The sequence below is a fragment of the Paenibacillus sp. 1011MAR3C5 genome, assembly GCF_003591485.1.
GTDB lineage: Bacteria > Bacillota > Bacilli > Paenibacillales > Paenibacillaceae > Pristimantibacillus.
In genome coordinates this window covers 17,974-33,384 of the sequence record NZ_QZCF01000011.1, presented here as the reverse complement: position 1 = coordinate 33,384, position 15,411 = coordinate 17,974, and the positions used below count along the sequence as shown (strand labels likewise).

The 15,411-nt window shown below is 48.4% G+C and carries 15 protein-coding genes; 6 read left to right on the top strand and 9 right to left on the bottom strand.

The features are described 5' to 3' along the window. Positions 1 to 21: 21 nt before the first annotated feature. The 5 genes from D3P07_RS23995 to rnhA all read left to right on the top strand — a co-directional run bounded on the left by D3P07_RS23995 (position 22) and on the right by rnhA (position 4,260). Positions 22 to 1,113 carry a spore germination protein gene (locus D3P07_RS23995; RefSeq protein ID WP_119803092.1) on the top strand — a complete coding sequence of 364 codons (1,092 nt, stop codon included), beginning with the start codon at positions 22 to 24 and terminating at the stop codon, positions 1,111 to 1,113. Beyond that, entirely contained in the window at positions 1,110 to 2,276 is a 1,167-nt protein-coding gene (locus tag D3P07_RS23990; RefSeq protein WP_119803090.1) for a Ger(x)C family spore germination protein, read from the top strand. Before D3P07_RS23995 ends, D3P07_RS23990 begins: the two co-directional genes overlap by 4 nt. Positions 2,277 to 2,351: 75 nt before the next feature. Beyond that, positions 2,352 to 2,582 carry a ribbon-helix-helix domain-containing protein gene (locus D3P07_RS23985; RefSeq protein WP_119803088.1) on the top strand — a complete coding sequence of 77 codons (231 nt, stop codon included), beginning with the start codon at positions 2,352 to 2,354 and terminating at the stop codon, positions 2,580 to 2,582. 14 nt (positions 2,583 to 2,596) lie between these two features. Next, positions 2,597 to 3,400 (top strand): alpha/beta fold hydrolase, encoded by an 804-nt coding sequence (locus D3P07_RS23980; protein ID WP_119803086.1) that lies wholly within the window; start codon positions 2,597 to 2,599, stop codon positions 3,398 to 3,400. A gap of 215 nt (positions 3,401 to 3,615) precedes the next feature. Next, a complete protein-coding gene (gene rnhA / locus D3P07_RS23975; RefSeq protein WP_119803084.1) occupies positions 3,616 to 4,260 on the top strand; it encodes a ribonuclease H in 645 nt (214 codons plus the stop codon). Positions 4,261 to 4,394: 134 nt separating this feature from the next. Here rnhA and D3P07_RS23970 read toward each other — a convergent pair whose 3' ends face one another. Then, on the bottom strand, positions 4,395 to 6,782 hold the full coding sequence (locus tag D3P07_RS23970) for an MMPL family transporter (RefSeq protein ID WP_119803082.1): 2,388 nt from the start codon (positions 6,780 to 6,782) through the stop codon (positions 4,395 to 4,397). A gap of 47 nt (positions 6,783 to 6,829) precedes the next feature. Further along, positions 6,830 to 7,447 (bottom strand): TetR/AcrR family transcriptional regulator, encoded by a 618-nt coding sequence (locus tag D3P07_RS23965; RefSeq protein WP_259391677.1) that lies wholly within the window; start codon positions 7,445 to 7,447, stop codon positions 6,830 to 6,832. Between the two features lie 265 nt (positions 7,448 to 7,712). On the opposite strand from D3P07_RS23965, the gene D3P07_RS23960 reads away from it, so the two are divergent. Beyond that, positions 7,713 to 8,060, top strand: a complete 348-nt coding sequence (locus tag D3P07_RS23960) for a hypothetical protein (protein ID WP_147384566.1) — start codon at positions 7,713 to 7,715, stop codon at positions 8,058 to 8,060. 103 nt (positions 8,061 to 8,163) lie between these two features. Here D3P07_RS23960 and D3P07_RS23955 read toward each other — a convergent pair whose 3' ends face one another. The 7 genes from D3P07_RS23955 to D3P07_RS23930 all read right to left on the bottom strand — a co-directional run bounded on the left by D3P07_RS23955 (position 8,164) and on the right by D3P07_RS23930 (position 15,235). After that, a complete protein-coding gene (locus D3P07_RS23955) occupies positions 8,164 to 12,201 on the bottom strand; it encodes an FN3 associated domain-containing protein (RefSeq protein ID WP_182914489.1) in 4,038 nt (1,345 codons plus the stop codon). Between the two features lie 432 nt (positions 12,202 to 12,633). Then, complete coding sequence (locus tag D3P07_RS23950; protein WP_119803076.1) at positions 12,634 to 12,846, bottom strand: cold-shock protein; 213 nt, start codon at positions 12,844 to 12,846, stop codon at positions 12,634 to 12,636. Between the two features lie 90 nt (positions 12,847 to 12,936). Further along, complete coding sequence (locus D3P07_RS23945; RefSeq protein ID WP_116047398.1) at positions 12,937 to 13,137, bottom strand: cold-shock protein; 201 nt, start codon at positions 13,135 to 13,137, stop codon at positions 12,937 to 12,939. A 236-nt stretch (positions 13,138 to 13,373) separates the two neighbouring features. Further along, entirely contained in the window at positions 13,374 to 13,913 is a 540-nt protein-coding gene (locus tag D3P07_RS23940; RefSeq protein WP_119803074.1) for a hypothetical protein, read from the bottom strand. A gap of 165 nt (positions 13,914 to 14,078) precedes the next feature. Further along, the gene (locus tag D3P07_RS23935) at positions 14,079 to 14,672 is read right to left on the bottom strand and encodes a tRNA 2-selenouridine(34) synthase MnmH (protein ID WP_119803072.1); all 594 of its coding nucleotides are present in this window, start codon (positions 14,670 to 14,672) and stop codon (positions 14,079 to 14,081) included. 24 nt (positions 14,673 to 14,696) lie between these two features. Beyond that, positions 14,697 to 14,822: a hypothetical protein gene (locus tag D3P07_RS27715; RefSeq protein ID WP_259391675.1), complete on the bottom strand. Its 126-nt coding sequence runs from the start codon at positions 14,820 to 14,822 to the stop codon at positions 14,697 to 14,699. 47 nt (positions 14,823 to 14,869) lie between these two features. Next, positions 14,870 to 15,235: a hypothetical protein gene (locus D3P07_RS23930; RefSeq protein ID WP_119803070.1), complete on the bottom strand. Its 366-nt coding sequence runs from the start codon at positions 15,233 to 15,235 to the stop codon at positions 14,870 to 14,872. Between the last annotated feature and the right edge of the window lie 176 nt (positions 15,236 to 15,411).

Genomic DNA, 15,411 nt, shown 5'->3' with positions numbered 1-15,411 from the left:
ACGAAGGGAAATTGACTAGCTATGAGCGGTAATTCAAAGGATCAAATTTCGAATTCGCAAGCAGCCGTAATACTCGTCAACTATATTCTTGCAGCTGGGATCCTTACTCTGCCTCGGACATCTGTCGAGAAGGTAAAAACACCGGATGTGTGGATCAGCGTGATTATCGGCGGTCTGATCGCCATGATCGCAGGGGTCATTATCGTGAAATTAAACCAACGGTATCCCGAAAGAACCTTTTATCAATATAGCGGAGAAATTGTAGGGAAGTGGGTAGGCGGACTGCTTAGTATGCTAATTGTCGCTTACTTCTTCACCATCTCCGCATATGAAGTCAGAACAATGGCCGAAGTAACCGGCTTTTTTCTGCTGGAGGGAACTCCCACCTGGGCGATCATCATGCCCTTTATGTGGATAGGTCTGTATCTCATCATAGGCGGAATAACTCCGCTCGCCCGACTGTTCGAAATGATCTTCCCTGTGACGATCATCATCTTTTTACTCGTGGCCTTTTTAAGCTTAGGCATCTTTGAGTTCAATAATCTCCGTCCCGTATTAGGATTGGGAATTGCACCTATGTTAAAAGGGATTAAAACAACTGCACTCGCTTTTCTAGGCTCGGAAATCATGCTGATCCTTGTCGCGATTATGAAAAAGCCGGAGAGAGCTGTAAAGGTCGTTCTGATTGGGGTAGCCGTCCCCATGGTCTTCTACGTCATAACTGTCGTCATGGTGATAGGAGCCTTATCGATCGATGGAGTGACCACGAGAACTTGGCCTACGCTTGAGCTTATGCGAGGCTTTGAGATCCCCGGTTTGATTTTTGAACGGTTTGAGTCTTTTTTGCTTGTGATATGGATCATGCAAATATTCACTACATTTACGATAACCTACTATGCTGCTGCTCTAGGTCTATCACAACTTTTCAACAAGGACATACATCCTTTTATATATGGTTTAATGCCTGTTATATATGTGATTGCCATGACGCCCAAAAACATTAATGACCTATTTAGCATGGGGGACATCGTCGGCAACGTCGCGTTGCTTTTGTTTGCTGTATTGCCCCTGATCCTGCTCCTCCTATCGAAACTGAAGGGTGGAAAAGCATGAATAATCAGCTACTGCGATTGCTGTTGTGCACACTGGCCATTCTTATCTTTCTGCCTCTTGCAGGCTGCTGGAGCAGCAAAGAAATCGAGAATTTAGGGATCATTGTAGGCACTTCATTGGATTTGGAAAAGAAAGACCCCGAGCATAGCCGAAGTCTACTTACCGTAACGAATCAATTTCTAACCTCAGAGACCATTGGTACAGGTATAAAAGAAGGCAAAACGTATCAAAAAGCATACATAAACATTTCGGAGACAGGCGATGCTGCCCTTCCTACCTTACGCAATATGATATTGAGATTCGACAAGCGTGCTTTTGCTGAACATTCAAAAGTACTTGTCATTGGAGAAAATCTTGCACGTTCCTTGAATCTGCAACAGACGCTTGACTTCTTTATCAGGGAGCAAGAGATGAGACCAAGCGGACTCATCCTGATCGCTAGAGACCGGGCAAGCCGTACACTAGAATCGAAGAACCCCATTGATATTCCAGCCTTTCAACTCATCGAGATGACACAAGGCCATGACAGAACGACCAAAATCTTGCCCCCTATGACACTTACCAAAATCCAAGGCAAGCTGAATTCAGGAGCCAGCTTTTTATTGCAAAGCGTGAGCTCGATGAAAGGGGAGATCAAATTTACAGGCGCTGCCGTTATTAAAGGGAAGTCAAACAAACTGAGCGGTTTTTTGAATGAAGAAGAATTAGAGGGCTTAACGTGGTTATCCGGAAAAGGAAAAGGCGGTTTGGTGAGAGGTTTTGATGAAGCAACTGGCCTGCCTATTGTATACGAAATTCTGTCCATGAAGAGCGTCATTACATCTAAAGTTGATGGGGACCGCATTTCATTCGATGTCATCATCGAGTCCGAAGGAAGGATTGCTGAGCATTGGGATGCTTCGGAGAAGGAATTGGAAAATGGATACTTGAAAAGAACGGAGCAGGCTTCTGAAAAAGAGGTCGAGCGTTTAGTCAAAAACGTACTCCATAAAATTCAACATAAGTACCAAGCAGACGTATCCGGATTCGGCAACCGGTTGCGAATCGAATATCCTCGTGTGTGGGAAAAGGTCAAGCATGATTGGGATCAAACCTTTAGCGAGGTCCCCATCCATTGCGAGGTGAAAATAACGATCAAAGATTACGGAACATCCGATCACTAGAGCTATCGTTTTGATTTAGGTAGCATGAATTGACTGCCCGGTCATCATATGGAATGATCATTGCAGGGTGATGATATGGAAAAAATAATAAATAGCAAAGATACGGGATCTATGACAAGCACGAAGGGCGGCTATCGAAATGGGGCTGGCCGGAAGCCCATCGGCATGACGCGCAAAATCTCATTAACCTTGCCGCAAGCCTGCTGGGAGGAAATTGACCGCTACTGCCATAGGGGCGATTACTCCCTATCCGAAGTGATCAGAGCGATTATCGAGGACAACCTGAGCAATGCCGATTTATTGTAAAGGGGGCCTTATCGATGAGCGAACAATATGTCAAGGTAAGCGGAGGGCGCATTTTCTATACGGTTGCCGGAGTCGGCGATCCCGTTATGATGATTCACGGGAATTTTAATGATCACAGCATCTGGGATGAGCAAGCTTCCGTGCTTTCCTCACACTATCAGTGCATACGCTATGATCTGCGGGGATATGGCCAATCAAGCACTCCAACTGCGTCATTTTCCAATGTAAAAGATTTAAAAGCGCTCGTGGACATTTTAGGATTGAGCAACGTCACTTTAATAGGCTCGTCATCCGGCGGCAGCGTTGCGGTAGACTTCTCGCTTGCCTATCCGGAGCTGGTAAAGGCACTGATTCTAGTCGCGCCTTCGATTCATGGCAACAGCTATCCTCCCTCCTTGATGTGGCAAGGCATCAAAAACTTTATTCATGTTCGCCTAAGAGGGCGTGAGCAAGCTATTGCACAATTCTTGGCCAATCCATTCTGGCAATATTGCTTTCCCGCATACGCCAAGAAAGAAGCACGGCAAAGGGTTGTTCAAAATATGAGCAACAGCCGCAACTTCTGCCGTTTCTCGCCAAAGCTATCACTTGCTGCGAAGCCTTATGCATTCGGTCGATTGCATGAACTACCTATCGCGACTCTGATTATCGTTCCCGGGCAGGATCATCCCTACAACATCCGCACTGCGAATGCTGCTCATGCCAAAATCGCAAACTCAACAATAATTACGATGCCGGGCTGCGGCCATTTTCCATTTGTCGAGGAGCCGGAGGAATTCAATCATCATGTTCTTGACTTTCTGTCGTCCCTTGTCTAATTCATACATCTCGCAAGAAACAGGCCTTATCAAAGAGACTGAGGTAAGCATCTTCCCCAAAGACTGTCTACAAGGGTCTATGTACGAAGATTCCAGCAGTCCGTGATCCTTAACACCGGCTTGATCTGCGTCGCTGGTTAGAAACCATAGAAGGAACTAAGCAGTCGGCTATCGAATTGTATCCTTTGCGAATTATGAATCGAGAAGGTGACCTAGTGGCAAAACAAAAGGTTTATGTCGTATGGGCAGGCCACAAGCCGGGCATCTATACGACTTGGGCAGAATGCCAGGAGCAGACGAATCACTTCACAGATGCGAAATATAAATCATTCGGCTCTCGTGAGGAGGCTGAACAAGCCTACCGGGATGGATGGCGGCTGCACTGGGGGCAGAAGAGCACAGATAAGCCCGTCAAGAAGAAGCCTGTACTAATCGCACCGGATGCGGTTGAAGACATCGATTGGGACAGCATCAGCGTCGATGTCGGCTGCAGCGGCAATCCGGGCATTGTGGAGTACAAGGGTGTACATACTCAAACAGGCGAGATTCTCTTCTATCATGGCCCTATCGCAAAAGGGACGAATAATATCGGGGAGTTCATTGCGATTGTCCACGGACTGGCTTATCTGAAGCAAAAGGGAAGCAAGCAGACGGTTTATTCCGATTCCAAGACCGCGCTAAGCTGGCTCAAAAAGAAAAGCATCAGCTCCAGTCTTGTCCGGGATGATTCCACAAAGGAAATATGGCTGCTGGCCGACCGGGCAATAAGATGGCTTCAGTCCAACACGTATGACAATAAAGTGCTGAAATGGAATACCGAAGTCTGGGGCGAGATCAAAGCGGATTTCGGAAGAAAGTAATTCCCTCAAGCAGTCCATGTGCAGCTAACGCAAAAACACCTTCAAGCGCCTGATGCCTCGTCATCAGACTGGCAGCCAGCTTTGAAGGTGTTTTTTCTTTGGACTTGTATTACATTTGATTCGCAGGTCTTGGATTAGCGGGAGCGACTCGGTACCGACGCCACTTTGGCCAAGCCTTCTTCCTGGATTTTCAGTTCAGCGATCAGCTTGTCGCCTTCGACATCCAGGTTCGGCAGCATGCGGTCCAGCCATTTCGGCAGCCACCAGGCCTTGTCACCGAAGATAGCCATGACTGCAGGAACGAGCGCCATCCGGATAATGAATGCGTCAATCAGAATGCCAATTGCCAGAGCAAACCCAATTTGCTTAATCATAATATCATGAGCAAAGATAAATCCTGCAAACACAGATACCATGATGATAGCTGCCGCTACAACAACTCGGCTCGCTTGATCGTATCCATGAATGACGCTTGCTCTTCCGCGTTGTCCGTGAACATAAGATTCACGCATGGAGCTAACCAGGAACACCTGATAATCCATCGCCAGTCCGTACAAAATACCAGTAACCATAATTGGCATAAAGCTCAGCAGAGGACCACCCGTGTCGAAGCCGAAGAGATCGTGCAGCCAGCCCCATTGGAACACAGCCGTCGTTACTCCGAACGTAGCCAGAATACTGAGAAGGAATCCGACAGTCGCTTTGACCGGAACAATAATGGAGCGGAATACGAGCAGCAAAATAATAAGAGAGAGAATGACGATAATGCCCACGTACAGCGGGAATACCTCCGCCAATCTCGACGACATGTCAATGTTAATCGCCGTAAATCCGGTGACGCCAAGCTTGATCGCATGCGTCTTCGCCATCTCGGAATCCGTATCGCGAAGCTCCTGCACCAGGTTCTTCGTCTCCGCATCTGTCGGGCCTGTCTTCGGGATAAGGCTAATAATCGCCATATCGCCTGTTTGATTCAAGCCCATTGGCGTAACCATTGATACATTCTCATGCTGCTGAAGCTCTTGAACTAACAGGCCAAGCGTCTCAGGCGCCAGCGTCCCCGAAGACTCTTGAGGCTCGGCCACCAGGAGCAGCGGGCCGTTGAAGCCTTCACCAAAGCCCTCTGAAATCGCATCATAGCTTTGTCTTGCGGCCGTGTCCAGGTTCGCGGTTGCGCCTGAAGGAATGCCCATCTCCATCTTCACTACTGGAAGCGCAGCCGCTCCAAGGATAACGATAACCCCCAAAACAATGACCCAGCGGCCCTTCACCACAGTCGTTACCCAGCGCTGTGCAGTCCCATTGCGAGGTTGCTTCGCCGCTTCCCGGCTCTTGGCGCGGGCTTTCTCCGAACAGATCCGCTCGCCCACCAAGGCTAGCAGCGCCGGCAGCAAGGTTAAGGCGACAAGCACATTGACGAGAACCGCTACAGCCGCTACGAGCGCCATCGCAGACAAGAAGCCGATTCCAATAACAAGCATGCCGCATAGGGCAATAATTACGGTTAACCCGGCAAAAAAGACGGCGCTGCCCGCGGTTCCTACCGCTCTGCTCGCTGCTTCCTTCGCGCTGATTCCCTGCTCCAGAATCATCCGGCGCTGGCGGTTTACAATAAACAGCGAGTAGTCGATGCCGACAGCCAGACCTACCATGAGCGCCAGAACAGGTGTGAGATCGGTCATATGGAACATTTTCGAGAAGGCATATGCTCCCCCTACGCTAATGCCAACACCCATCAGAGCAGTCAACAACGGCAATCCTGCTGCAACTACCGAACCGAGTGTCATGAACAATACAACAGCTGCGACGGCAATACCGATCGCCTCAGTCGAGCCAATAGCAGGCTTGCTCATCAGCGAGTCGCTCGGCAAGGCTTCAATTCCGCTGCTCTCCACAGCTGTGGCTGCTTCGATAACGGAATCAGGCACCGAATCCGGCAGCGACATTTGCTGAACGGTGAACTGGAATTGGAACAGGGCTACGCTGCCATCCGTTGCGAGCATGACGCCCGGCACCGGCATTCCGTTCATCATTAGCGGGCCAAACGGAGGAAGCTCTCCAGCGGCAGCCTGCTGATTCCCTTGAGCAGCATCACTTCCTTGCACCGCATTCCCTTGAGCTGCTTCGCTTCCTTGAGCAGCGCCCGCTCCTTGCGCGGCATCGCCTGCTGTTACTCCGGCTTTCTCAGCCAGTTCAATCGGATTAATGACGTATTCTACGTTATAGACCTTATTCACCGCTTCAATGATAGAGGCTAGACGCTCCTCCGTATCTAAGCGTTCGCCTTGAGGCGCCTTGAACAAGATGCTGGCCTGTCCGCCGGAAGCTTCCGGCAGTTCCTCTGCAAGCTTGTCCAGCACCTTCTGAGATTCTGTTCCCTCGATTTTCATATCGGACGTGACATGTATGCCGTTAACCCCAAGAATCGCAAGTACAGCCCCGAGAATGACAATCCAGCTAATGATAAAGGCCCAAGGCTTGCTATAAGCCGACTTGCCTAATTTGTACAAGAATGTGGACATAGAATCATGTTGCTCCTTTTCATACTGTAATAATGATTAACTATCAGCTAGAATCCTTTACGCAAGTAACCAAACATGGTATCCAAATATTGCTCGAATGTAACAGCATCCTCCGTATCGGCTGTAGAGTGATCCGGGAGCCGCACGTTCAGGCTGCCGTCCAAGAGCGGCAGAATCGCGCCGTAAACAGCGCCTGTGAGAAGATGGGTGTAGCCCTCCGGGTGACGTCCGCGTGACAGCTCGGTTAACATCTCCTGGGCGCTTCTCTGCAAGCCATGGAGCGCGCTTAGAATATATGGCTCGAGCGTCGGGTGCTGCTTGGAAAGCGACACGAGCTGGCGCAATTTGTGGAAGTGCTCCGTTGTCATTTGCATTTTCAACACTTGGTACAGGCTGTCAAGCGGAGACCTCTCTTTGTCGAGTGCCTCGATCCATTCGATGACTTCTTCCGCTCCTTGGAAGTTGACAGCCGCTGCCGCCACCGCCTCTTCTTTGCAGGAGTAATAGTTTGCGAATGTTCTTCTGGAGTAGCCAGCCCGCTGGACGATCTCTTCCACTACGAAGCCATCCGGCCCCTTCTCCAGCGCAAGCGCAAAAGCTGCATCGGCAAGCGCACTTGCGGTAGCTTCCCTTTTCATATGGCGCAGACCAGGTTTATTCATCATATTCCGGCTAAGCGTACACCTCTCTTTAAAAGTTAGTACTAGTATGTCCTTAGTTAACCTCTAATTAATATTATTGCCCAATGGGCAAACATGCACAATGGGCAAATTGTTACAGCTTTGTGGCATTGGACAGTCGTACCGTTGATATCGTTCCAATCCTAATTATTCCATTCAATTATTTAGGGCATCTGCTTTTGTTCGTTGAGCGTTTATGTATGATAGATATATACATTGCTACTATAACTACCATGCTGAAGGAGCTCTCATGATGAAACAAACACGAAATATCATCCCGGATAAGTGGAAATGGAACGGAATTGTCACGATCGGCGGCATATTAATGGGGGCAGGACTTTCGGATTGCCTATTCGCCCTGAATGAACTGGATTTGAATCAAATTGCCAGAGGTTTGACGATTGCCAGCGCAGGCCTTACCATTCTCGTTGTCATGGACAACTCCAAAACGCAAAAGGAAGCCGAGCACATACAAAAAGATACTCAGCTTCGCCTGGAGCAAGTAGAGAAAAAGCTGACTGCCATCGAGCAATCCCAACACATGACGGAAAGCCAGCTTCGTGAAATAAAAGAGCTGCTGCTTAAAGCCAATTCATAGAAATGTTCGCGCAAACGCCCTCCAACAGAATGAAAAAGACAAATACCCATAAATCACAACTTGTGACGTTAGGGTATTTGTCTCTCTTCATTTTCCATTTACATTATGAAGTTGGCTGCAATTCCCCATCTTCATCAGGCTGATCTATTTCCGGAGGAGCTACAACTGTCGCTTTGCGAACCTTGCTTGCCGCTCCATCGAAACCTACCACAGATACGACGTAAACATCATACTCTGTGACCTGGTCCTTCAACTCTACTGCGTAATGAAACTCCCGATCTGCTGCAATATCCGCATAGTAGTAAGCCAGCCAGCCCGGATCGGGGCTAACGAAGCCTGCTAACATTTGCTCTGTTGAAGGTGCGGCTGCATCATGCGGCACTACAATGAAAAACACCATACCCGATTGATCTGTCTGCACGAGGACGTTGATGAGCGTAAGTTCATCCAACGTTTCGGCATACGTCTTAGGGTACCCTTCGGCAAATTCAGGCCTCTCTTTCTCAGGAATAATCACCGTGTAGCTAACGGTAAGGACTGGGCTGTTCGTATAACTTGTCTTCACAGCTACAGCCTTGATCGTTGTATCTCGCTCGATCACGAACGGACCTTCATAAAGCGTGCCGTTGCTTGCCGAAGGCGCGCTTCCATCGGTTGTGTAATAAATCGCGGCCCCCTCTGTCGCGGTCGTCAGCTCGATCTCTGTGCCAGGCTCCACGCTTCCGCTCTCGACACTTGCCGCTGGCATTGTTGCTTCAGGCTCTTCCTCAGGAATGATCACCGTGAAGCTAACGGTAAGGACTGGGCTGTTCGTATAACCTGTCATCACAGCTACAGCCTTGATCGTTGTATCTCGCTCGATCACAAGCGGCTCCTCATAAAGCGTGCCGTTGCTTGCTGTAGGCGCGCTTCCATCCGTTGTGTAATAAATCGCGGCTCCCTCTGTCGCAGTTGTCAGCTCGATCACTGTGCCAGGCTCCACGCTTCCGCTCTCGACACTTGCCGCTGGCATTGCTGCTTCAGGCTCTTCCTCAGGAATGATCACCGTGAAGCTAACGGTAAGGACTGGGCTGTTCGTATATCCCGTTTTCACGGCAACAGCCCTGATCGTTGTATCTCGCTCGATCACGAGCGGCTCCCCATAAAGCGTGCCGTTGCTTGCCGAAGGCGCGCTTCCATCCGTTGTGTAATATATCGCGGCCCCCTCTGTCGCGGTCGTCAGCTCAATCTCTGTGCCAGGCTTCACGCTTCCGCTCTCGATACTTGCCGCTGGCATTGCTGCTCTTGGCTGAGCGGGAGTGGGAGGTCCTGATGGGGCCGGAGCCTGCGGCCGCTGCGCTGCCTCCTGCTGCTGCTTTTGCCGTTCCAATGCTTGCTGCTGTTGCTCGAATCTTTGTTTTTCTGCATCCGATAGCTGCTGCTTCAATAAATCCTCCGCTCTCTTCAATGCTGCTTCCTGCTGCTTCTTGTTCTCCTGCTCAAGCCGCTCTTTTTCTGCCAGTATCTTGTTCATTAAGGAATCCCGTAATGCCTGCTGTTCACGCTGCTTACTTTGCTCCTCCTGCTGCCTGTTCCTTTCGTCCTCCAGCCGCTTCTGTCTTTCCTGCTGCTGCCGTTGCTGCTCCGTTAATTGAAGGGGAGGAACATGGTTCAGATCAATTTTGTTATCCGAGTCCTTATTGGCCTCGTCGATTATTTCCTGAAGCCGATCTCTATCCAACTTCTGTTGGTCGAGGGCTTGCCTCGCAATATTCGCAAGCAGATTATTCATATTTTCCCCGAATTGTTCAAGATCGTAAGGAGACAGATGATACGGATTGTCGCCAGGCCCAGACCCGGCGGCTCCATTCTTCATTCTCTCCAGCATCTCCCGATTCTCTTGGTCGAGCTTCTGCTTTTGCTTCAACAGTTGCTCAATAACAGCGGGTGAGGCTTGATTCACGAAATCGGCTGGATCTAAGATATAAGGAACATTAGGCTCTGTAGAACCTGATCCCGGAATAACGCCCAGCTGCTGTGCAGGGTATACGGGAACGGGACCTTGATCCGTTCCGCTGCCGCTTCCCTGAACAAGGCCGCTGCTTACAAATAGTCTCGAAGCCCCCGTAACCGGATCGATCCCCACAATAAAATTCGTTCCGCGAACATCAGTCTGAGCTGTCGCGGTCATGATTTTGAAGGTATCCTTGGAGTCGATCAGCGGGGTCACGCTAGCCCCAATCATTCCGCTCCATAGCACAAAGCTCGTGTGCTTCACTTGTGACGCACTGCTTAAATCGGAAATGTACAGCTCCGAATTTTCGCTAACTGTAAGCTCATCCTTGCGGTCAACCGTTTTCAGAATTGCGCTTGATTGAAACTCAGTTATGATACGGTCGCCATGATGAAGACTCATGCCATCATAGGCCCTATAGCTCAATGAACCTCCAGCCTGGCTGATCCATACTGTTCCATTAATCTGCTCAAGCGTCGCTGCTCTCGTCTTGCGATCTGCTGGAGGCGCCCATTCAACGGCTTCCGCTATTTCTCTCAAAATAACCGTTCTCGTATTCCGGTCCCATGCTACATCCGCCCCAAAGGCCTCACTGAAAAATCTGAGCGGGACATAAGTCCGGCCGGCTTTGATATAAGGCGCTGCCTCCATTTCCCGCTGCTCTTGCGTACCAGCCGTCTTGTTCTCGGTTGCAATCACAAGACTCCCAACCTGCAGCCTCGCTGTTGCATCGCCTTTTGTCAGCTCAATCTTACGCTCGCTATCCTCGAATCCAACCTCGTAACCCATCTTTTCGCTTAATGCTCTGACGGGAACCATGGTGCGTCCCTGTACAATCTCAGGCTGCGCATCAAACTGTATGATCTGGTCCCCGAATACTACCTTCACTTGATCGTTTTCCGGCAAATTGCCCGGAAGCTTGTACCATTCAAGCTCACGAATTTGGTTGTTATAGCTGTCCGCAATGAGCAAATTGCCACTCGGCAATACGGCTACATCAGTCGGAAGATGAAGCAGGTTGTGACCGTTAATGCCCTCCACTTGTCCGAATTGTGCAGGCACTCCGGCAATTGTACTCACTTGCCCATTCACAAAATAACGAATCGCATGGTTCAAGCTGTCGGTAATAATCAGTCCTTGCTCCTCCGTTACGGCAATGCCTCTTGGTGAATAGAAGCGCGCCTCTGAACTGGAACCATCTGCATAGCCGCCTCTAGCATAGAGAGCCCCCTTCTCGTATACTGGCAGCTCTCCTTGGGACAAGCCTGCAACGGTCGTAACTGTACCTTCAGCCAAATCTATATACCGTATGAGATGATTCCCTGTATCGCTAACATATAGGTTGCCTTTGCCGTCTATTGCAAGGCTGGTCGGCTCATTGAACTTGGACTTCGACAATTCTCCGTCCGCGTAATCGCCTGCAGGAACAGCATAGCCGGCAGTAACCTCAATGACACGGTCCGATGGAGCATTCAGGGTCGTCACCTGTCCATCAGGCGTTATCCGGCGAATCATATGATTCAAGGCATCCGCAACATATACAGTTCCGTCCGCAGCAACGGCAACATCTTGCGGGCGATCGAATCTTGCTTCTGCAGCTGCCCCGTCTTTATGACCGAGAACGCCGTCTCCAGCCAGGGTGGACACCATTCCGCCTTTCGAAATTATTCGAATGACATGATTTTCTGAATCCGCGATATATACGTTTCCTTCTGAATCCGTATCCATACCCGCAGGGCTGTTGAATGCAGAGGTTTGCTTTGTTCCGTCATTCCAGCCTCCACTCGGAATTCCATGGGCATCCGCATCCAGCATGAAGCCCGCATATGTAGTAACCTGTCCATTCCTAATCTGGCGAATGAGATGGTTATTGCTGTCTGCTACGAGCACGGAGCCGTCACTCCCTACAGCCAGCCCTTGGGGCATACGGAAGGATGCCGTCAGCGCCGCCCCGTCCCAGTCATCAAAATCCCCGCTGCCAGCCAATACCGATACGCTTGACAATATTTCTTGCCGATTCATTTGATCCGTCGCTTTAAAGGTTCCATCGCCTTTTCCATCCTCAATCCCATTGTCTTCCGCAGAAGCATATGGAACCGCTGTTAGAATAAGCATTGTAATGAGCAGATACACGATAGTTTTCTTCATTACCTTCTTGCCTCCATTTCGAATATTGACGACCTGTTCTCGGACAACGTCTGTTATGACGGTCATAGCTGTCATAAACCAGTTTTCGTCAGGCGTTGTACAGGTACGAGCTGTTGAATAACAAGCCTGCCTCAATCATCTTCCGGAGATCATCAGCTTGTTCCAGCTCTCGCCACAGGCCATAGTATAGTCGTTCCGGGCGAAAAAGGAGTCATCCGAAAGTAGTAGACGCGTAAAAAATGCGAATCCTGGCTGGAATATCGACCTTTTACGAATCGAAAAATGAAACCAGCACAAATGAAAAGCCCGACCTCATGAGGTCGGGCTTTTCATAGTGGAGACGAGGAGTATGAATCCCTGTCTGAATACAACGCCACAAAGGCTTCTACGGGTGTAATCAACGTGTTATGGGTCACCCGAACCTTACTTAACTTAGTGCTTGGACTGATTGAAACTTGTGTTTTCCAAGATCGCAAGCATTTTCTCGCCTTTTTCCATAAGAGAATTGCATTGCACACACACCGGTTGTGCTAAAAAAACAAAGTTATCCCTCGTCCATCCGTTGCACTTTTTATTGGTGCATGACCAAATAGCTGTTAATTCCACTGGAAGATCATCCATGGGTCTTTTCCGTGAATAATACAAGCCGCATCCCCCTTTTATCCTGGTATCATTGACGAAAAATTAAAAAGCCCCATCACTAGGTCTGGGGCATTGTAATCATTTTGAAAAATTTTACAGTTTTACAACGTTTTCGGCTTGTGGACCGCGATTGCCTTGAACCACGTTGAATTCAACGCGTTGGCCTTCGTCCAACGATTTGAAGCCGTCACCAGTGATTGCGCTGAAATGTACAAACACATCGTTGCCGCCTTCAACCTCGATAAAACCAAAGCCTTTTTCTGCATTAAACCATTTTACTGTACCTTGTTCCATGACTTATTACCTCCATATTTTCGTTTTGCATGTCATTAAAATTTTGATAAAAAAATCACACATTGCAAAAGGTTACACATTAAAATCATAACCCTCTCCAATATGTGATCTCAGGTCGAAATTCCAATAGACTAATTATAACACATCCACCTCTGGCTTACAACTAACTTTCGCCTTTTTCGTTCTCAATGGTCGATTTGTTATGACTTGCAACTTGTTAAGCACCCTAACAGGCCTCATAATTGCTCCCCGCATCTCCGCATGAAGCCCATTAAAGTCACCATTATAATAATGGAAGCCACAAACATCGCAATAACCATCACAATAAACAGAGGCGGAATGAGGATGAGAACAAATAGAAACAAGCTGGCGATTTGGAAAACAAGAAAATAAGTCCATTTTTTCTCTGCTTCCTCCATGATTTCAGAACGACTCAGCCTGGATGCCATGTCCTTGATCCCCATCAGTACATGATAAACGGTCAAGAGAAGCAGGACGAGTGAAACCAGCCCTACGATTATGCCGATTGGATTAATGTGTACGCCCCCGCCTTGGTTAGGTTGCTCGTAAATGGTGAAGATAGACAGGAAAACCAGCACTAAATTAAAGATTTTCCCCTTGGTGAAGTGATCGCTATGTTGGGCTAACGCTTGAAATCCCACCGCGAATAAAATAAACCCGATAATGTCCGGCAAAATATCTACACCCTGAATTCTGAAATCAAACATGATGAACAAAAATCCCCAGAAAAACTTGCTGAACCCCGCTTGTACCATAAGCCCTCCTGTAATCCCGACTTCATAAAGCATATGCCGCCATTACTTCGTATTGTCATTATCATACCAGATAATGGGTGGGATGAGCGAAAAGCTCACATTTTTAACGGGGAATTCAACATAAAAGCAAAAAAAACACCATCCTCCTTCGGATGGTGTTCCGCATTATTTAAACTGGCCAGCTATATAATCCTTTACGCCTTGTACAGCATCAGCAATTGAATTCGCGTGAATGACTGTACTCACTTGACCATATTGCTGCATGGCATGCTCATAACGCGGATCATAATAGTGCTCCAGCAATAGTCTTACAGCTTGCTCGTATTGATCCGACTCCAGGCTCGTCATGATCTCCTTGGCGATAGGAGTGTGTATCCGTCCTTTAATATGCTTGAAGCCTTGAATCAGCCCTTGCTTGTTTTCCCTTGGCTGATAGTCTGCCACAATATGCTGAATACGTTCCTCGATCGGCAATTGTACAATTAATTGGGCAGCTCGCTCCCTCTTGTTCATAATCACTTCCGGAAGCACCACTTTGCCGATTCGTTTGCTCTCTCCCTCCAGCAGTACATAAGGCGACTGTTGAAGTTGAAGGAGATCAGCGACGAGGAGCGAGTCAAAGGTTTTCTGATTATGCGCCTTCATGCCGACATGTCCAAATACAGAACCGCGATGTCCAGCCATGCCTTCCAAATCTAGCACGGGGAATCCTTCTTGCTTCAATTGCCTAAGGATGGCCGTTTTCCCCGTTCCCGTCATATCGTAAAATCTAATGCGAACCCCTTATAACACTCTAAGGAGATATGCCGAACCAATCAGCAGTCCTAGCGCAACACCAGCAAGCAGAGACCACTTCACCGTTACACTCCACTCACTTGTCCCGATGACAAAATAATTTCTGAACTTCATAGGGTCACCTCCCCATTATTATGAGTCGATCCTCTAATCTAAGGACGCTAGAGCGAAAAATCAGTAACACCCTTTTTAGAGGCATATTTCAACGTATACGTTCCTTCTTCTATGCCATAAGGCATTGCAGCTATTTTTATCCGCGTATAATCAAGCCTGCTCTCTCTTAACACTCTTTTGATCAAGGCGATGCTCCGCTCTTCTTCCGTCACGACACAAAATATATTAAGCGCATATTTTTTCGGATCGGATATGCATTTCCCCATATCAAAGCCATCAACAGTGCCTAGATCAGCATCTGCTAGAGAGATCTCCAAATATTCCATGACTTTATCCTTTAACCATTGGTCACGCCCGCTGCCTTTTGCACTTTTCAAAGGATACTGAACGACTAACCAAAATTTTTCACTCACCCGGATTCACCAGCCTATTTACAGGTAATATATCCTGCACAAATGCGTTTTGCTCGTACTTACCCTTCAAGGGATTTACAACTTTCATTATAACAAAGAGTTTTGACATATGGGATAGTTTGCTAATAATAGCAAAAACACCATCAAAGATATCCCTTATCTGACGATACGGTTTC